The sequence below is a fragment of the Haladaptatus sp. DYSN1 genome (assembly GCF_029489995.1).
GTDB lineage: Archaea > Halobacteriota > Halobacteria > Halobacteriales > Halococcaceae > QDMS2.
The window spans coordinates 2,766,939-2,784,506 of sequence record NZ_CP120470.1 but is presented as its reverse complement, the minus strand read 5'-3'; the positions used below and the strand labels follow the sequence as shown (position 1 = coordinate 2,784,506).

19 protein-coding genes are annotated in these 17,568 nt (G+C 63.2%); 11 read left to right on the top strand and 8 right to left on the bottom strand.

The annotated features are described in order from the left end of the window. The first annotated feature begins 38 nt into the window (after nucleotides 1–38). Genes tgtA through P0648_RS15165 form a run of 7 tightly spaced genes read left to right on the top strand, consistent with a single transcriptional unit; the run spans nucleotide 39 to nucleotide 5,130 of the window. Nucleotides 39–1,541 carry a tRNA guanosine(15) transglycosylase TgtA gene (gene tgtA, locus P0648_RS15195; RefSeq protein ID WP_276246415.1) on the top strand — a complete coding sequence of 501 codons (1,503 nt, stop codon included), beginning with the start codon at nucleotides 39–41 and terminating at the stop codon, nucleotides 1,539–1,541. Further along, a complete protein-coding gene (gene arcS / locus P0648_RS15190; RefSeq protein ID WP_276246416.1) occupies nucleotides 1,538–3,289 on the top strand; it encodes an archaeosine synthase subunit alpha in 1,752 nt (583 codons plus the stop codon). The genes tgtA and arcS overlap by 4 nt, the downstream gene beginning before the upstream one ends. Nucleotides 3,290–3,326: 37 nt before the next feature. Next, nucleotides 3,327–3,713, top strand: coding sequence for a hypothetical protein (locus tag P0648_RS15185; protein ID WP_276246417.1), 387 nt, complete (start codon nucleotides 3,327–3,329; stop codon nucleotides 3,711–3,713). Nucleotides 3,714–3,751: 38 nt separating this feature from the next. Continuing rightward, complete coding sequence (locus tag P0648_RS15180; protein ID WP_276246418.1) at nucleotides 3,752–4,033, top strand: ubiquitin-like small modifier protein 1; 282 nt, start codon at nucleotides 3,752–3,754, stop codon at nucleotides 4,031–4,033. After that, the gene (locus P0648_RS15175) at nucleotides 4,033–4,293 is read left to right on the top strand and encodes a hypothetical protein (protein WP_276246419.1); all 261 of its coding nucleotides are present in this window, start codon (nucleotides 4,033–4,035) and stop codon (nucleotides 4,291–4,293) included. Before P0648_RS15180 ends, P0648_RS15175 begins: the two co-directional genes overlap by 1 nt. Continuing rightward, the gene (locus P0648_RS15170; RefSeq protein WP_276246420.1) at nucleotides 4,294–4,665 is read left to right on the top strand and encodes a hypothetical protein; all 372 of its coding nucleotides are present in this window, start codon (nucleotides 4,294–4,296) and stop codon (nucleotides 4,663–4,665) included. Nucleotides 4,666–4,722: 57 nt separating this feature from the next. Continuing rightward, a complete protein-coding gene (locus P0648_RS15165) occupies nucleotides 4,723–5,130 on the top strand; it encodes a hypothetical protein (protein ID WP_276274800.1) in 408 nt (135 codons plus the stop codon). A gap of 51 nt (nucleotides 5,131–5,181) precedes the next feature. Here P0648_RS15165 and P0648_RS15160 read toward each other — a convergent pair whose 3' ends face one another. Continuing rightward, on the bottom strand, nucleotides 5,182–7,119 hold the full coding sequence (locus tag P0648_RS15160; RefSeq protein ID WP_276246422.1) for an aldehyde ferredoxin oxidoreductase family protein: 1,938 nt from the start codon (nucleotides 7,117–7,119) through the stop codon (nucleotides 5,182–5,184). Between the two features lie 153 nt (nucleotides 7,120–7,272). On the opposite strand from P0648_RS15160, the gene P0648_RS15155 reads away from it, so the two are divergent. Further along, nucleotides 7,273–7,665, top strand: a complete 393-nt coding sequence (locus P0648_RS15155; protein ID WP_276246423.1) for a VanZ family protein — start codon at nucleotides 7,273–7,275, stop codon at nucleotides 7,663–7,665. Here P0648_RS15155 and P0648_RS15150 read toward each other — a convergent pair. Continuing rightward, the gene (locus P0648_RS15150; RefSeq protein ID WP_369685685.1) at nucleotides 7,648–8,877 is read right to left on the bottom strand and encodes a M20/M25/M40 family metallo-hydrolase; all 1,230 of its coding nucleotides are present in this window, start codon (nucleotides 8,875–8,877) and stop codon (nucleotides 7,648–7,650) included. The two genes, P0648_RS15155 and P0648_RS15150, sit on opposite strands and share 18 nt — an antisense overlap. A 111-nt stretch (nucleotides 8,878–8,988) precedes the next feature. Here P0648_RS15150 and P0648_RS15145 point away from each other — a divergent pair, with 111 nt between their 5' ends. Then, a complete protein-coding gene (locus tag P0648_RS15145; RefSeq protein WP_276246425.1) occupies nucleotides 8,989–10,059 on the top strand; it encodes an archaeosine biosynthesis radical SAM protein RaSEA in 1,071 nt (356 codons plus the stop codon). A gap of 335 nt (nucleotides 10,060–10,394) precedes the next feature. Here the strand turns inward: P0648_RS15145 and purQ are convergent, their stop codons facing one another. Further along, nucleotides 10,395–11,066, bottom strand: coding sequence for a phosphoribosylformylglycinamidine synthase I (purQ, locus tag P0648_RS15140; RefSeq protein ID WP_276274801.1), 672 nt, complete (start codon nucleotides 11,064–11,066; stop codon nucleotides 10,395–10,397). After that, nucleotides 11,063–11,314 carry a phosphoribosylformylglycinamidine synthase subunit PurS gene (gene purS, locus P0648_RS15135; RefSeq protein WP_276246427.1) on the bottom strand — a complete coding sequence of 84 codons (252 nt, stop codon included), beginning with the start codon at nucleotides 11,312–11,314 and terminating at the stop codon, nucleotides 11,063–11,065. The genes purQ and purS overlap by 4 nt, the downstream gene beginning before the upstream one ends. Before the next feature lie 153 nt (nucleotides 11,315–11,467). Between purS and P0648_RS15130 the strand changes: the two genes are divergently transcribed. After that, the gene (locus tag P0648_RS15130; protein ID WP_276246428.1) at nucleotides 11,468–12,415 is read left to right on the top strand and encodes a formyltetrahydrofolate deformylase; all 948 of its coding nucleotides are present in this window, start codon (nucleotides 11,468–11,470) and stop codon (nucleotides 12,413–12,415) included. Here the strand turns inward: P0648_RS15130 and P0648_RS15125 are convergent. The 3 genes from P0648_RS15125 to P0648_RS15115 are packed head-to-tail and all read right to left on the bottom strand — an operon-like array spanning nucleotide 12,412 to nucleotide 14,950. Continuing rightward, a complete protein-coding gene (locus P0648_RS15125) occupies nucleotides 12,412–13,326 on the bottom strand; it encodes a hypothetical protein (protein ID WP_276246429.1) in 915 nt (304 codons plus the stop codon). The two genes, P0648_RS15130 and P0648_RS15125, sit on opposite strands and share 4 nt — an antisense overlap. A gap of 53 nt (nucleotides 13,327–13,379) precedes the next feature. Continuing rightward, a complete protein-coding gene (locus P0648_RS15120) occupies nucleotides 13,380–13,895 on the bottom strand; it encodes a phosphoribosyltransferase family protein (RefSeq protein WP_277504559.1) in 516 nt (171 codons plus the stop codon). Between the two features lie 35 nt (nucleotides 13,896–13,930). Then, complete coding sequence (locus tag P0648_RS15115) at nucleotides 13,931–14,950, bottom strand: phosphoribosylaminoimidazolesuccinocarboxamide synthase (RefSeq protein WP_277504557.1); 1,020 nt, start codon at nucleotides 14,948–14,950, stop codon at nucleotides 13,931–13,933. Between the two features lie 151 nt (nucleotides 14,951–15,101). On the opposite strand from P0648_RS15115, the gene cofH reads away from it, so the two are divergent. Beyond that, nucleotides 15,102–16,475 carry a 7,8-didemethyl-8-hydroxy-5-deazariboflavin synthase subunit CofH gene (cofH, locus tag P0648_RS15110; protein ID WP_277504556.1) on the top strand — a complete coding sequence of 458 codons (1,374 nt, stop codon included), beginning with the start codon at nucleotides 15,102–15,104 and terminating at the stop codon, nucleotides 16,473–16,475. Here cofH and cofG read toward each other — a convergent pair. Then, complete coding sequence (gene cofG, locus P0648_RS15105; RefSeq protein WP_277504555.1) at nucleotides 16,447–17,568, bottom strand: 7,8-didemethyl-8-hydroxy-5-deazariboflavin synthase subunit CofG; 1,122 nt, start codon at nucleotides 17,566–17,568, stop codon at nucleotides 16,447–16,449. The two genes, cofH and cofG, sit on opposite strands and share 29 nt — an antisense overlap.

Genomic DNA, 17,568 nt, shown 5'->3' with positions numbered 1-17,568 from the left:
ACGGAATTTGTATCCCTGCTCCGTCGAAGTTTCGGACAATGCGCGATATCTTCGAGGTCCGCGACACCGACGCCGCGGGCCGCATTGGGCGACTTTCGGTTCCCCGGGCGGGCGTCACGGTGGAGACACCGGCGCTCCTTCCGGTGGTGAATCCGAACCGCCAGACGGTCGCTCCGTCTCGACTCGAATCTGAGTTCGGTGCGGAGATTCTCATCACGAACAGCTACATCATCTACAAGAGCGACCCCGTCCGCGAGCAGGCCCTCGACGTTGGCCTCCACGAACTGCTCGATTTCGACGGTGCCATCATGACCGACTCTGGCTCGTTCCAACTCGCGGAATACGGCGAGATTAGCGTCGATACCGAGGAAATCCTCCAGTTCCAGCACGACATCGGCTCGGATATCGGGACACCCGTAGACATCCCCACGCCACCGGATGTAGCCCGCGAGCAGGCAGCAGAGGAACTCGCCATCACACAGGAACGCCTCGAATTCGCCGAAACCGTCGAAGTTGGCGACATGCTCGTGAACGCGCCGGTGCAGGGGTCTACGTACCCGGACCTGCGCAAAGCCGCCGCAGAACACGCCTACGGCACCTCTCTCGACGTGTTCCCGGTCGGGGCCGTCGTGCCGCTGATGAACGCCTACCGCTTCGACGACATGGTTGACGCCATCGCCGCCGCGAAGGAAGGACTCGGCGCTGACGCACCGGTTCACCTGTTCGGCGCGGGTCACCCGATGATGTTCGCCCTCGCCGTGGCGATGGGTTGTGACCTGTTCGACTCCGCCGCATACGCTCTCTACGCCCGCGACGGGCGCTATCTCACGGTTCGCGGGACCAAGCACTTCGACGAACTCGACTACTTCCCGTGTTCGTGTCCCGTCTGCACCGAGTACACGCCCGCAGACCTCGAACAGGTGTCGAACAAGGAACGCGAACGCCTGCTCGCCGAACACAACCTCCACGTCTCCTTCGAGGAGATTCGCACCATCAAACAGGCCATCCGCCGCGGGTCGCTCATGGAACTGGTCGAGATGCGTGCGCGCTCCCACCCGGCGATGCTCGACGGCTACCGGGCGATGCTCGCCCACGCAGACCTGCTCGAAGCGTCCGACCCGGCCACAAAGGACGCCTTCTTCTATCTCTCCTCGGAGAGCGCGTACCGGCCGGAGGTCGTGCGTCACCACAAGCGGCTCGCCCGACTATCACCAGAGGGCCACGTCCTGCTCACGGAAGCAGGCTCGTCCGACAACTACGACGAGTCGTGGCGACTGCTCCCGCCGTTCGGCCCGTTCCCGCTCGCCCTGCGCGAGACGTACCCGGTCACCGCTGAGGTGCCAGACCGCATCGACGACGAGGCCTACCGACAGGCCGTCGTCGGCATCCAGAAACTCGTCGCGGCGAACCCCAACACCGAGTTCACGGTCGCCCACAAGGGCTGGCCCGCAGACATCGTTGCGGGCGTCCCTCCGGGCGTCGACGTCGTAGACTTAGAATCGATGGACAAAAGCGGTGAGGAGACGGAGGATGACCAATGACCGAGTACTTCGAGGTCCACCACCGGGACGGCGCGGCCCGCATCGGTGAACTTCGTCTCGCCGAGTCGGTGACGACGCCGGCGCTCGCAGACGACGTCGTCGTCGATGCCGGGAGTCTCTGGCCCGAGACGCGCGACCTGCCCGAGGGCGACCCGTCGAAGGTGACGATTTTACCTCACCGCGGGCTTCCGGGCGGCACGGCGGACGAAGTCGCAGACTCCTTCGCGCCTGACTACCCCGACGTGGACTTCCCGAGCGCCGCCGTCGTCTCTCAGCGCTCCGTAGACGACTTCGGGGCAGATGTGTACATTCTCTCCGAGGCCCAGCGGGTCGTCGGCCACGCCGCGGCGTTCGTGGACGCCATCGTCGCGATGAAGGAAGCCACGCCGGGCGACACCGCACTCATGCTCTCGGGCGTCGCCACCCCCGCCAACGTCGCCACGCTCGTCTACGCCGGGGTGGACCTCGTGGACGCGACGCAGGCACGCATCAAGGGAACCCAGGGGTTCTACCTCACGACCGACGGCCAGCACTTCCTGGAGGATTTAGACGAACTCCCGTGTGCGTGTGCCGCCTGCCAGCAACCGCGTGAGGAGTTCACCCGTGCCGACTGCGCGGAACACAACGTGAACGCCCTGCACGCCCAACTCGGCATCGTCCGCCAGCGCATCCGCCGGGGTCGGCTCCGCGATTACATCGAGGGGCAGGCGCGCCACGAGGCGTGGCTCACCGCCGCTTTCCGCCGGTTCGACCAGGAGTACGCCTACATGGAAGAGCACACGCCGCTGTTCCGCCGGACGGAACTGCTCGCCGCCACCGAAGACTCACTCAAGCGCGTCGAGATTCAGCGATTCGCCGACCGCGTCACCTCGCGGTACACAAACCGGTTCGACAACCCGCTCGTCCTCGTTCCCTGCTCGGCCCGCAAGCCCTACAGCGAGTCCCAGAGCCACGGCCAGTACCACGACGCGATTCAGTTCCGCGCCCACCTCGTCTCGATGACCTCGCCGATTGGCGTGGTTCCACAGGAACTCGAAACGACGTATCCCGCCCAGCACTACGATTCGGTGGTCACGGGCAACTGGTCCGAAGACGAGAAGCAGTTTGTCGCCGAGGTCCTGAAACGATATCTCCAGCGCAACGAGTACCCGCGCATCATCGCCCACGTCCCGCCCGAGGGCTACCGCGACATCGTCGAGCGCGTCGAGGCGGATCTCGGATTGGACATCGAGTATACCGTAGAGGACCACCCGACGACGCCCGAATCCATCGGGAACCTCATGCAGACGCTCGACGGTGAGTCGAAGTACCTCAAAAGCGAGCGCCAGCACAACACGCTCCGGGCGCTCGCAGACTACCAGTTCGGCGACGGCGCGGGCGACGAACTGTTCCCCGAACTCTCGATTCAGGGTCGGTATCCGAAACTCCGCGCCCACAAGAAAGACGGGACCCAACTCGCGGCGATGGTTCCCCTCTACGGGACGCTCTCCTTTACGCTCGCTGGCGCACGCCACTGGCTCGAAAGCGACGTGCCGACAAAGACCGTCGAAATCGACAACTTCGTCCCGCAAGGCTCGGTGCTCGCCCCGGGCGTCGTCACCGCGAGCGAGGACATCCGCGTCGGCGACGACGTTGTGGTCCAGGGGCCACGCGCCTTCGCCGTCGGCGTCGCGGAGATGAGCGGCCGCGAGATGGAAACGAGCACGCGCGGCATCGCGGTGCAGATTCGCCACGTCGAAGAAGTCTAACCAACCCACTTTTCACTCGTCCGTGCTACCTTCAGGCATGGACGAGGTTTCACTCACGCTGCCAGCATCTATCGTCGAGTCGCTTCCAGAAGACGGGCAGACGGCCGCACAGGATATGCAGCGGGCCGTCGAGGGCTGGGAATCCAACATCAACCGGGCCATCGCGGAGGCAGAAGACGACGCCGAGGCCGCCCGGTTCGTCCTCGAAGCCATCGATCGAATGGAGGACCGACTGGAGAAGTACGACGACTTCGTCCCCGAACTCCGGGCGTGGGGCCAGTCGCCGATTTACGCCATCGCGTGGCGCAACCTGCAGGCGTCGCTCATCACGCAGTTGTACGAACACGAGGACCTCGCCGCGGAACTCGACCGCGAGCGCAACGCCCGACTGGTCGAAGACGGTATCAGATTCGGTGGCCGGTAGGTCGGGATTTATTGCCTTCGCGCCTCTGTCTCAGGATAATGCAGGTCGAATGCCGATTTTTCGCCAATTTCCGGGAGGCAGTGGGGTCGAAAACCATCGAACGCGAATTCGACAGCAACGTGACCGTCGGGGGCGTCCTCGAAGCACTCGAAGCCGAGTTCGAGGGCCTCCAGGGAAGCATCCTCGACGACGCAGGTGACATCCTGCCACAGCTAAGCGTTCTCAAGAACGGCCGGGAAGTCCTTCACATGGCGGGGACGGCCACTGAACTCGAAGACGGTGACCGAATCTCCGTGTTCCCGCCGGTGGCGGGTGGCTGATGCGCGTCGAAAAATCGTTCCGCGGCATCTCAGAACGACTCGCGAAACACTATCTCCAGAACCTCGGCGGGGAAGTCGAAGACGAGGAGGCAAACGAAGTGGTTGGCGACGACTGGACGGCCTCGGTCTCGAGTGAGAAGGTCAGCATCGGGCCGACGGTGGAGCTGACCGAGGTCACCGTCGTCTTCGAGGGCGAGGAGGAGACGCTCGACGAACTGGTCGAGCGTTTCTCCCAGAAGGCGATGCGGGCGGGTGGGTAGATGGCCAACGGCGACCCGATAGACGGGCAGGTGTTGCTGCTCGCGGGAGCCAAAGCCAGCGTCCCCGCGCCAAACCTCGCGCCGCTCGTCGACCGCGTGCAGGCCCAAATCGGGCCGAAACTCGACGAGTTCCGCGAACGCTTCGAACTCATCTTCGAGACCGACGAGGCGGCCTACTTCTTCGTCGGCCACGAGCAGTGGGCGGTCATCGCCCACCGCGTCGACTTGAACGACCGGGAGATGGATGCCGTCCGCCGGGCGCACAACGAGCAACTCCTGCGCATGGGTCGTCGCGAAGACCGCCAGTTCGAGTTCGACGCGGCCCTCGACATCCGCGACTGCATCGTCATCGGGAAAGCCGCCGAATCCTGACGGCGACCGGGACGGCGGGACGGAAAGAATTTTACTGCCCACATCTGTCAATCAGCTATGAAGCAGTCGACGATTAATTTCGCCCTCCTCTTCGTCGGTGCCTGCGTCGCGTTGGCCGGTGTTGGCATGTTCTTCCCGTTTGCGGACATGAACTACAACGTCGATCTCATTGATGTGAGCGAATCGCCGCCAGCCCACAAATCGACGGCGTACTACGAAGAGATGGATGCCGAAGAGAAGGAGATATTCGAGAAAGTAAAAGACGGAGGGGTGGTCACGAAAAAGGAATCCTTCGGCTATCCTGAAGTGGTTAAATACCAGGGCCAGTACTACCACATACGTTACTTCTCGACGTTCGACTGGTTGAATCCGTCTACGTTCGGTCCAGCGCTAATCGCGCTCGTCGGCTCTGCCATGGCAATCATGGCAATTCGCCGGGATATGCGAGAGCGAGTCGTCTACTGAACGCTCCAGAGCAGTCGCTCAGCGGGCGAAAAATTGGAGAAGCTTGGTTGCTCAGTCGTCTGCCGGGGCCGACCCGCCAGACGAACTGACGCCCGTGCCGGGGCCGATGTCGATGCCGAGGTCGTCGAGTTTCTCGTCTGGCACCACCCCGTCGACCCAGCCGCGAGCGGTGTAGTACTCGTCTTTCATCTGGTCGAGTTCGCAAAGTTCGCCTTCGGAGGCACCCTGGCCGGGGATGGCGTCGGGGCCTTCGACGAAGCGTCCGGGCAGCGAGTCGTCTTCGCCCTTGAAGCCTGCGAGGTTGTTGTAGTAGCGCTCTAAGTTGTAGATGCGCTCGCCGGTTTCGAGCAGTTCGTCTTCGGTCACGTCGAAGCCGGTCATGCCGTTGTACTGCAGGACGTACTCTTCGATGCCCTCTGCGAAGGCGTTGAACTTGCAGATGTCGAAGGAGTCGGAGATGGCGTGGAGGTCCTGGAACGCCATCGTCAGTTCACCCTTGCCCTCCCACGCGTACGGGTCTACCTTCTCGGGCAGGCCGAGAATTTCGGCAGACGGCGTGTACGCGCGCAGGTGGCAGGCCCCGCGGTTCGAAGTAGCGTAGGCGATGCCCATGCCCTTCATGCAGCGTGGGTCGTAGGCTGGAATCGTCTGACCCTTGACCGCGAGAGAGTTTTTGTGGGCGTCCATCTCCTCTGCGATGTGGTTTGCGCCGCCGGCGAGCAGGTCCGCGAGTTTCCCCTCGCGGCGGGCGATGGCCTCGATGAGGTCGATCATCTCGTCTGCGTCGCCCCATTCGATGCCGCCGAACTCGTCGTCGAACTTGCCTTCCTCGGTCATCTCCATCGCCATGGCAATCATGTTGCCAGTCTCGATGGTGTCCAAGCCGAGGTTGTTACACTGGTCGATCATGACGGCGACTTTGTCGCGGTCGTCGTTCATGGAGTTCGGGCCGAGCGTGAACGCCGATTCGTACTCGAAGGACTCCATGCGGACGTTCATCTCGTCGCCCTTGTGCATGACCTGCACCTCGACTTCCTTCTTACAGGCGACCGGACAGGAGTGACAGGTCGGTTCGTCGACGAGGATGTTCTCGCGGACGTTCTCGCCAGAAACCTTCTCGGCGTCGATGTTCGGTTCGTCGGGACTCTCGCGCGCTTCGCTCGCCGTACTCGTGTACTTCGCGTTGCGCGTCGGAAGTCCGTCCATCTCCTCTGTGAGGTTCATCAGGACGTTCGTCCCGTAGAGCGAGAGGCCCCCCTCGTTCGGGGCGGTCACGTCGGACTCCTGAATCACCTGCATGGCCTGCTGGTGGCCCTTCTTGAACGTGTCCGGGTCCTTCGCCTTCGGCATCTTCGTCGTGGATTTGACGACGATTGCCTTCAGGTTCTTCGAGCCCATGACGGCGCCCGTGCCACCGCGGCCGCTTGCCCGGTCGTCTTCGTTGACGATGCAGGCGTAGCGAACTTGGTTCTCGCCGCCGGGACCGATGGCCATGCAACTGAAGTTTTTGCCGCGCTGGCCGTCTACCTCCTCTTCGAGTTCGTCGATGGTGTCGTGGACGCCCCAGCCCCAGAGGTGCGAGGCGTCTTTGAGCGTCACTTCACCGTCTTCGACGACGGCGTAGACTGGGTCTTCTGCTTTCCCCTCGAACAGCAGGCCGTCGAAGCCGGCCCACTTCAGGCGTGCGCCGCTCCAGCCACCGTGGTGTGAGTCGGTGACCGTGTTCGTGAGCGGTGATTTCGTGACGACCGCGATGCGGCCACTCATCACGGTCTGTGTCCCCGTGAGCGGTCCGTTCATGAACGCGAGGAGGTTGTCTGGACCGAGTGGGTCCACGTCTGGCCCCTGCTCGAAGACGTACTTCACCCCGAGGCCGCGTGCCCCGATGTACTTGCGCGCGTCCTCCTCGTCGATACCCTCGTAGTCCACCGACCCCGATGACAGGTCCACCCTGGCTACGTTGTCTTGAAAGCCGCCAATATCACTCATGGTAACGTCTCACATTTACATAGGGGCTGTGATGTGTTGGAAGTTATTACGCGAACGTAACTATATTCGGTTAATCCTCACCATCGTTGTACAGAATTGCCGCTTTCGTGAAACTCGTCGGAATTTTGTAGGACCCTCGCCTCATCTCCGTCGATGGAGCCAGTCCGTGTCCGCATTGGTCGTGCCCGATACGCGATTCCACTTTTGGTTGCGACGGTCATTTTCGCTACGTCTGTCGTCACGCCGCCCAGCGGCGCGCTCTCGCCACTTGGCCCGTTCGGCCTCGTCGGGCAGGACAAGTGGCTTCACTGCCTCGCCTACGCGGGGCAGGCGGGCGTGCTCGCAGCGGTACTCGACCGTCACCGACACGGAAGGCTCGCGGCGTTCGTCCTCACCGTCGGCTACGGCATTTTCATCGAACTCGTCCAGTACCCGCTCCCCGCCCGCGCGTTCGACCTCAGCGACATCGCAGCCAACTCGCTCGGCGCGGCCCTCGGGGTGCTGGCGTGGGTGCTGGTTGGCCGGCGGCTACTCCGTCTCAAGTAACCGGAGGACGGTGTCGGCGATGACGTCGCGTGCCGTCTCCACCTCGGCGAAGTCGATGGTCTCGTCGGGGAAGTGCGCCTGGTCGATGGTCCCCGGCCCGAACACGACGGTCGGAATGCCCGCCTCGATGTAGTGGCGTGAGTCCGCGCCGTAGGTCTCCCCGAGTGGTTCGCGATTCGGGAGGCTCGCTGCCGCTATCGCGGCCTGCAACGCCTGGTGGACTGGCTCGGCTTCGTTGATTTCGCCGGGCTCGAACTGCACGGAGAACCGCTCAAACTGGGGCGGGTGCGCCGAGAGCCACTCGCTGTCGGCGACGACCTCTGCGAGTCGCGCCTCGTACTCGGCTTCGACCTCAGCGACGGTTTCGCCGGGCGCGACGCCGATGCGAACCTCAGCGGTCAGTTCCGAGGGAACCGTAGACGCCCACGTCCCCGCGTGGACCGTCCCGAACGAGGTCGGCCACGGATTCTCGAAGCGTTCGTAGAGTGGGTGGCGAATGCGCGTTGCCCGCTCCGATTCGAGGTCCTCGAACGCCCGCCGGATGGCCTCGAAGTGCGGCAACACGGACTCCCCGCGCCAGCGTCGGGCGGCGTGGGCAGAGCGCCCAGCGAGTTCGAGGCGCTTCATGACGCTGCCCTCGACGGCGAGGACGGGACGCAACTCGGTCGGTTCGGCGATGAGCGCCATGTCGCGGTCGAACGGATACGGGTTGTCGAGCGCAGCCGCCGCCGCGCCAACGCCGCCCTCCTCCTCGCCAACGACGCTTTCGACGACCATACGCCCGTTCAGGTCGTCAGTCTCCGCCTGCAGTTTGCGGGCGGCGAAGATGCACGCCGCGAGGCCGGATTTCATGTCCGCAGCGCCGCGTGCGGTCAGCTCGTCGCCGTCCCACGTCGGCATGAAGGGATTCGACGACCACTCCCCCTCGGCGGGAACCACGTCTACGTGCCCGTTCAGGACGACGGTCGGCCCCGCGTCGGGGTCGCCGAATTCGAGCACGCCGCCGACGCTCGGGCGGTTCGCCACGTCGATTTCGTTCGGGTCGTAGGGAAACGAGGGATGTTCTGCGAGGCGAGTCGCGTCAGCGGTCCACGTATAGGTCGTAAACCCCCAGCCCTGAAGGGTCTCTTCGACCCACTCCTGGGCTGGTTTCTCGTTCGGTGCCGTCGTTTCGAATCGCAAGAGTCGTTCGACGAACTGTCGGAGGTCCATGTCGAGGTCCGGCCCAGCGTTCATTGTGTGTAAATCTTGCCGAATCGAAGAAAAGGATTCGGGTGAGTCGCAGGCGAAGCCGATTTAGCCCCTGACCCGATATTCCGGGTAATGAGTAAGCCAAGCCCCGACGTGTACGAACAGGGGCGCGGGATGGACGCCCACAACAAGGTGATGCGCGAGATTCGCGCGAAGAAACAGCGTACCTACGACCCGCACGAGCCGACGCGCGTCTGGCTGGACGAGGACAACACGCCGGGTGGCGTCTACCAGTCGCTGACCATCATTCTGAACACCGGAGGCTGTCGCTGGGCACGCGCCGGCGGGTGTACGATGTGTGGCTACGTTGCGGAGTCGGTCGAAGGTGGCAGCGTCACCCACGAGCAGTTGATGGACCAGATTCAGGTCTGTCTCGACCACGAGGCCGAGAACGCAGACGAACCAGCGGAACTCATCAAAATCTACACCTCCGGCAGTTTCCTTGACGAGCGCGAAGTCCCCGCAGAGAGCCGCAAGGCCATCGCGGAGACGTTCGCAGACCGCGAGCGCATCGTCTTAGAGAGCCTGCCCGACTTCGTCGAAGAAGACCGCGTCGCAGACTTCGTCGACGCAGGTCTCGACACGGACATCGCTATCGGTCTCGAAACCGCCACCGACCGGGTGCGCCGCGACTGCGTGAACAAGTACTTCGCCTTCGAGGACTTCATCGCCGCGAGCGAGGCCGCAAACCGCGCTGGTGCGGGTATCAAGGCGTATCTGCTGTTCAAGCCGCCGTTCCTGTCGGAGCCGGAGGCCGTAGAAGACATGATTTCTTCCATCGAACGCTGTGCGGAGTACGCCCACACCGTCTCGATGAATCCGACCAACGTCCAGCGCTACACGATGGTCAACGAACTGTTCCACAACTCCGGCTACCGCCCGCCGTGGCTCTGGAGCGTCGCCCACATCCTGCGCGAGACGGCCGACGTAGACGCCATCGTCGTCTCCGACCCTGTCGGCCACGGGCAGGAGCGCGGGGCGCACAACTGCGGCGAGTGTGACGACCGCGTCCAGATGGCAATCAAGGACTTCGACCTCAGACAGGACCCTTCGGTGTTCGATCAGGTGTCCTGTGAATGTGAGGCGACCTGGGAGCTCGTTAGGGCTCACGAAACGAGCTTCAATATGCCGCTTACAAACTGACGTTTCGTCAGTAAGCCTGTCCTACCACTTTCGTAAACTGTCCTTACCAGGTGACAGGTGGCCTATAACAAAGCCCTCTATTGTCATCCACTGTCATACGGCACGACCGGAGAGAGGTCGTTGTTGACATGGGTAGGTCGCTGTCCTCTGTCGGCGTGCCGAGAGTGTGGGGAAAATGGGACAAGCTACGAAGCGGTACGAGTTGCTCGTCTGGTCGAATGGCTGGATTGAGATACGAGACGGTGAGAACTCTGACCAATGGATCGCCACGGACCGACCGATGGAGGTCCTGCCATAACGTTCCCTGGAGTGCGGGTGGCTGCCCCGCAGTCCGCTTAGTTGAAACCCAACAACACGCCCTGACCGTCGGTCGAGCCGATATCCGGCAGCGCCGCGCGTTCGGGGTGTGGCATGAGTACCGCAACCGTTGGCACGAGCCCAGTAACTCCTGCCACATTCGCTTTTGAACCGTTCGGATTTGCTTCGTCAGTTACGTTGCCGTCTGCGTCACAGTATCGAAACAGGATACGGTCGTCTGCTTCTAACGCGGCGAGTTCGTCGTCCGTAATCTCGAATCTGCCTTCACCGTGAGCGATTGGCAGTTCGATTACTTCGCCTTCTTCGTACGCCTGCGTCCACGGCGTGTCCGCATTCTCTACGCGCAGGTAGACGTGTTCACACTGGAAGCGGGCGCTCGCGTTGGTCGTGAACATGCCCGGCGTCAGTCCGGATTCACAGCCAATCTGTGCACCGTTGCACACGCCGAGGACGGGGACGCCGTTTTCCGCGGCCTCGCGAATCTCTGCCATGATGGGCGAGCGCGCCGCCATCGCCCCGGCTCGGAGGTAATCGCCGTAGGAGAAACCACCCGGGAGCAGCACGCCAGTCGTATCCTCGGGCAGGCCGTCTTCGTGCCAGACGAGTCGCGCATCCAGTCCGAGTTCGGTGAACGCCCGCAGCGCGTCCCGGTCACAGTTACTGCCGCCGAACTGGACGATAGCGATCACCGTTCTTCCACCTCGACCGCGTAGTCGTGGATGGTGGGATTGGCGAGCAGGCGTTCTGCCATCTCAGTCGCCTGGTCTGCTGCACCGTCGGCGTCGGTCGCGTCGAGGTCGATTTCGTACCGTTCTGCAGACCGCAGGGCCTCCAGGTCGTACCCGAGGCGCTCTAAGGCGCGCTTGGTCGTTTCGGCTTCCGGGTCGAGTACACCCTGCTTCAGCCGGACGGTGACGGTCGCGGTGTAGGCAGTCATCGGTTGAGGGTGCGCGGTCATGCGCAAAAGACCTTTTGGAACGATTTGTGTATACACATTCGTGTATACATAGTCTCGTTTGTCGACCAATAGCCATATACTTCGGCGTTGTTGAGTGCATCCAATGAACGTCTGTATGTCGGAGGTGTGCCGATGACTGGCAAACTCACCGAACTCACTGTCGTCGGCGACGACAAGACGGGTCTCATCGCCCGCGTCACGTCGTTGCTGTTCGACCACGGCATCAACATCGAGGACCTAGACCAGGCCGTCCGGAAGGGCATCTTCCGCATGACGATGCACGTCGATGCGTCGGGGATGACCACGACGAAAGACGACCTGCGAGCCAAACTGGCCGCGCTCGGTGACGAACTCGACGTGGACGTGACCATTCGCTTCCCCGCCGACCGCGAGACCAAGCAGATTGCCGTCCTCGCCACGAAAGAGTCCCACTGTCTCGAAGCTCTCCTCGGTGCGTGGGCGAACGGCGACCTCGGCGCGGACATCTCGGTCATCATCGCGAACCACTCCGCGCTCAAACCGGTCGCAGAGTACTACGATATCCCATTCTACGATATCGGCGACGAGAAGGGGACGCCCGACGAGGACGCCATCCTCTCGCTGCTCGAAGATTACGACGCAGACCTCATCGTCCTCGCGCGGTACATCCGCATCCTCTCGCCGAACGTCGTGTTCCGCTACGAGGGGCGCATCATCAACGTCCACCCGTCGCTCCTACCTTCGTTCCCCGGCGCGTCGGCCTACCGACAGGCCATCGAGGAAGGCGTGCGCATCGCTGGCGTCACCGCCCACTACGTCACGACGGACTTAGACCAGGGGCCAATCATCACCCAACGAGCCTTCTCGGTTCCTGACGACGCCGAAGTCGAGGACTTACAGCGAAAGGGCCAGCCGCTCGAAGCCGACGCGCTGCTCGAAGCCGTGCGTCTCCACCTGAACGACGACGTGACGGTTCACTGGGGGCGGACGAACCTGCGCGATGGTGCGGAAGGATACCAACTCGGACTGCCAGAAGCAGCAGACGCCGCCAACCCGGACCGGCCCGTGGACGGGCTGGCCGACGTGCTCGCAGACGACTAACGTTCCGCCGTCGGCAACGATTTGCTGAGGGCGAGTTTCTCTGTCGGCTCTTTGCCGGTTACGAGGACGACCTTTCCGGTCTGTGCGGCCTTGATGTTGTTCACGTCAGAGAGCGACGCTTCCGCCCACGATTTGACGGCTTGCTCGCGCGCTTCGGCGGCCGATTCGCTCTCGAAGACGATGAGCCACTGGCCCGGACTCTCGGTCTTCTTGAACGTCCGTGAGATGCCCCAGCCAACCGCACCCGCAAAGGTTCCCTGTTCGGGGGCCGTCTCCTCGTGCGGTTGGTGAACCACCCCGGTGAGGAAGTGGCCGTTGTTGAGCCCCTCGGTGAGCGTCCCGAAGGCCTCACTCGCCGATTTGTACTGCTCGGCTTCGTCAGCGTGGGTCGTGATGACCGTCTGAAGTCGGTCGGCCGCAGAGTCGGTATCCCCATCGACGTAGACGATGGTCTCCTCTTTGAGACCAACCGCCGCCGACGTCTCCGTGTTTGCGTAGATGTCGAACCCATCGAGCGACGTTTGCTTCGAGAACTGCCGCCCCGTCAGCCGGTCTGCGAGCGTCTCGGTTTCGAGCGACGTGACGCCGACCTTGAAGCCGGGGCCGATGGTAAATTCGCTCACGTCCTGGTGCTGCAAGTCGAGTAGCGACCGCAGCGAGGAGCCGTACTTCGTGACGTTCTCCCACGTCTCCACACGCATCGCGTCCTCGTACTGGACGAATTTCGTCGGGCTGACGCGGAAAAACTGATAGTCGTCCCCATCCGGGAGCGCGGCGGGAGCGGGCAGCCACCGCCGGTAGGACCCCTCGTCCGTCCCGGGCAGCGGCGTCACCTGGTCGATACAGCCCGCGAGGCCAGTCGCTGCACCTGCACACCCGTATCGCAGTACGTCGCGTCGTGAGAGCTCCATTGCTTGTGTGTGTCCTCCCACGGGCCAGTCAGGGCAAAAGTATTCTGGCAGCCTCACTCCCAGTGGAGCGCGTGGACGCCGTAGTCCTCGTCCAACTGCAGAACCGTCTCGCGCTCGTCTGCACCGAGTACGGCGATACCGACGACGTTCCCACCAGCGGCGGAGACGAGCGCCACGGCCGCAGCTAGCTGTGAACCGGTTTCCGTCCAGTCGTCTACGACCAGCACTCGCGCCCCGTTCGAAACGCTCGTCCGGTCCAGTTCGAGGGTCTTCTCCGTCCCCGTGTAACCGACCACCGTCTCGGTGAGTCGATTCTCGGAAGCGATGGGGAGTTTCCCACCTTTTCGTATCGGGCAGAATCCCACCCCCAGTTCGCGAGCGACCGCGGCCCCGAACAGGAAGCCAAGCGCGTCGATTCCTGCGACGGCGTCTACGGATTCGGCGGAGAACGGGGCTGCGAGGTCCGTGACCACCGCGTCGAATGTGTCGGGGTCAGTGGCGAGATTGCCCGTGTGATAGCGCCCGCCGGTTCCGGTGTCGATTTGCGCGACGATATCCGGCCACTCCATGCACTGAGCAGTCGGGCGGGCGAAAAAAGCGTTCCTCAGAGGTCGCGAACTGCGGTGACGGCCTCGTCCAGCGAGGGGGCCGCGAACAGGTCGTGGCCGGTGTACGCGTTCGTGCCGGCGGCGTACATGTCTCGGACCACTATGATAACGTCTGCTGAGAGCGGTTCGGGGGACGCCTCACAGAGCGATTTCCAGTCTGCAACGTCCCGTCGCTTCGCCTCGGCTTTCGCCTCGCTCACGGCCTCGACCCAGTCGGGCTGGGTACGCTTGTGGTACTGGCGGACGACTTCCTTCGAGAGTTGCTGGCCGTCGAAACTGAAGCGGTTCTCGTCGAACGTGCCGACCACGTCCGCGACCCGAATTTCGCCGTCGAAGTAGAGACACTCGATTTTGCCGTCCTCGTGGGTGAGGCCTGCTTTCGCGGCCTGTTCGGTCACGAGTCGGTTCACGTTGCGGGCCACGTCGGCGATGTCAGCGAGGGAGGCGACGCCGGCGATTTCGGCCGCCTCCTCGTCATTGAGGTAGCGGTCGCCTTTCTCGTACTTCGTGGAGAATTCGACGATTGGCTCGTCCAGTTCGACGACGCCCTCTGGCCACTCGTCTGCGTCGAGGCCGTGGTCTGCCGGGTCGGTCCGGCGGCGGAGGCTCGAACCCACCGGCACCGTGTTTCGGAAGATGATTTCGAGCGGGATGAGGTAGTTCTCGCCCGCAGTCTCGTGGTAGGCGTCGTAGTCGTAGGTGCGCCCGTCGTTGGGCAGTTCGGGAACCTGTGTGAGGTCGATGGCCATCTCTCGGGGCGGTTCCGTGGCGTCTGCGAGGGGCACGACTTCGTCGTCGCTGACGACGCCCCTGTAGTGCGTTGGGATTCCCTCGGCTTCGAGCAGTTCGAAGTTGAACGCGCCCATCGCACAGAGGCTCGCGCCTTTGTCGGGAATCTGGTCGGGCATCTTCCCCCAGTCGAACACGGAGTAGTCGTCGGTGAAGTAGAACGCACCGCGGCCCAGTGATTCGGGAGTGGCCGCCTCCTCGATGCGGAACTCCTTGACGCTCGTCATACCAGTACGCGTGTGGCCCCGGGTAATGAAACTTTCACTCTCGTGCCCACCTTGTCCGATTTCCTCGACAAAGTATACACGAACGCGCACACACTTCTTGCCCTACCGCAATCCCCCGTCATTATACCCTCCGAGCGAAAAGCATCCGTCCATGGCAGACGCCTACCCCACGCGAACGAACGTCCCTCGCGGGCTCTTCGACTTCGACCACCGCCCCGAGACGGACCAGTCGTTCGAAAACGCGCTCGCAAAGGCGCGGGCAGGCGACCGACTCACCGTCGCCGACGGGGTGGAACTCATCACGACTGGAACGGAGACGGAAACCATCGACCCGGGGCGGATGGAACGCGTTCTCGAAGCCGCAGACCGCAGGCGCGCCGAGGTGTGCGGAGAGGACGTCACCTTCGTCGCGAACCTGAACAACAACGTCACGACGGCGTGTAACGTCGGCTGTCTGTTCTGTAACTTCAAGGACCCCGCCGGACAGTTCGAAGCCGAGTATCAGGGGGAGATGGGCGGCTTTACGAAAACGCCCGCAGAATCACGGGAAATCGTCCGCGACGCGGTGGAGATGGGCATCTACGAGGTCTGTTCGGTCTCAGGGTTGCACCCCGGGTTCGCCCTCAACGACGAACACCACGAGATTCTCGCCGCCGCCGAGGAACCGGTGAACTACAAACCGCCATCCGCGTACAAGACCTCCCCCGGAACCTACGTCGAGCAGATGCAGGCGATGAGCGTCGATGGCGTCCACCTCCACTCGATGACGCCCGAAGAAGCCTACCATGCAAGCCGCGGAACCGACTGGTCGTACGAGAAAATCTACGGCGAACTCAAGGCTGCGGGCCTCGACAGCGTGCCCGGAACCGCAGCAGAGATTCTCGTCGACGAAGTCCGCGAAGCAATCTGCCCCGGGAAAATCGACACGCAGGGCTGGCTCGACGCGATGGAAGCCGCCGCGAACGTCGGCCTCAACACCACCTCAACCATCATGTACGGGCACGTCGAAAACGAGATGCACCGCGTGCTGCATCTCGAACAGATTCGCGACCTGCAAGACCGTACGGGGAACATCACCGAGTTCGTCCCGCTCTCCTTTATCCATCAGAACACGCCGCTCAAAGAGAAGGGAATGGTCGACGCGGGGGCGAGTCGGGCCGAAGACTTGCTCATGATTGCCGTCTCACGCCTCTTCCTCGACAACGTCGAGAACATCCAGTCGTCGTGGGTCAAGTACGGCAACGAACACGGCCTCGCCATGCTCAACGCCGGGGCGAACGACTTCATGGGGACGATTCTCTCCGAAGAAATCACCAAACGCGCCGGGGGCCAGTACGGCGAAGTTCGAACTTTCGACGAGTACGTGGACATGATAACCTCGATTGGGCGCGTCCCCGTCGAACGCTCGACCGACTACCGGCAGAAACGTCGTATCGACCCCGACGTGCGCCCTGCCGGGCCGCTGTTAGGCCCGAAGGCAGACGGCACGCCGATGTTCACGAAGAAGTCGCCGAAGGCCGACTGAGTACCCGTCGATAGCGCTCCCCTGCCTCGCTCTCCTCGCGAATCGCCTCCGTAATCTGCGCCGAGAGCCAGTGGTTCGCCGTCTCGTCTTCGGCTGGGAGGAACCGCTCGTACACGGGGAGACGCTCGCGGAGTGGCACCCCCGCATCAGCCGCGATGGCCTCCAGTTCGCGCAGCGCCGGCCACTTGTAATCTGGATTGATGTAGTCGTCCGTGACCGGGGACACCCCGCCCAAGTCGTCGATGCCACAGTCGAGCAACTCGCGGACGGGCGCCAGATTCGGCGGCACTTGCACAGAAATCTCCTCGGGAAGACAGACGCGGGCCATCGCTACGACGCGGCGCATGGTTTCGAGGGATGGGCCGTCCTGCTTCCAGCGCTCGTTCGGACTCACGTTCTGGACGATGACCTCCTGAATGTGGCCGTAGCGTTCGTGCATCGCGCGGATGGCGAGCAGGCTCTCGGCGCGGTCGCGCCACGACTCGCCGATGCCGACGAGGATGCCAGTCGTGAACGGGACGCCGAGTTCTCCGGCGGTCCGCAGGGTGGCGAGGCGTTGGCCGGGCGACTTCGCCCGAGGGCCGCCGTGGGCCTGCACCTCGGCGGTGGTTTCGAGCATGACGCCCATGCTCGCATTTACGTCTGCGACGAGCTCCATCTGCTCGCGGGTCTGGTCGCCGGGGTTCGAGTGCGGGAGCAGACCCTCGCCGAGGGCGATTTCGCAGGCTTCCCGGAGATAGCTGTGAATCGAGTCGTGGCCCCACTCCTCCAGTTGCGCGTGAATCTCGGTGTAACGATCGTCGGGGTCGTCCCCGAAGGTGAACAGCGCCTCCGTACAGCCGGCGTCTGCGCCCATGCGACACTGTTCGCGAATCTGGTCGGGCGTCATGAGGCTCGCCTGTCCGGGCACGTCGTAGTAGGTGCAGTAGGTGCAGGTGTACCGGCAGGCGGTCGTGAGGGGCAGGAAGACGTTCTTCGCGAAACTCAGCTCCGGAGCCGGGTTCACGTCGGCGGGCGTCACCGCGAGCAGTCGCTCTACGTCCGCCTCATCCAGAGTGATGTCGATGTCGTACTCGCTGGCCCCGGGTAGCAT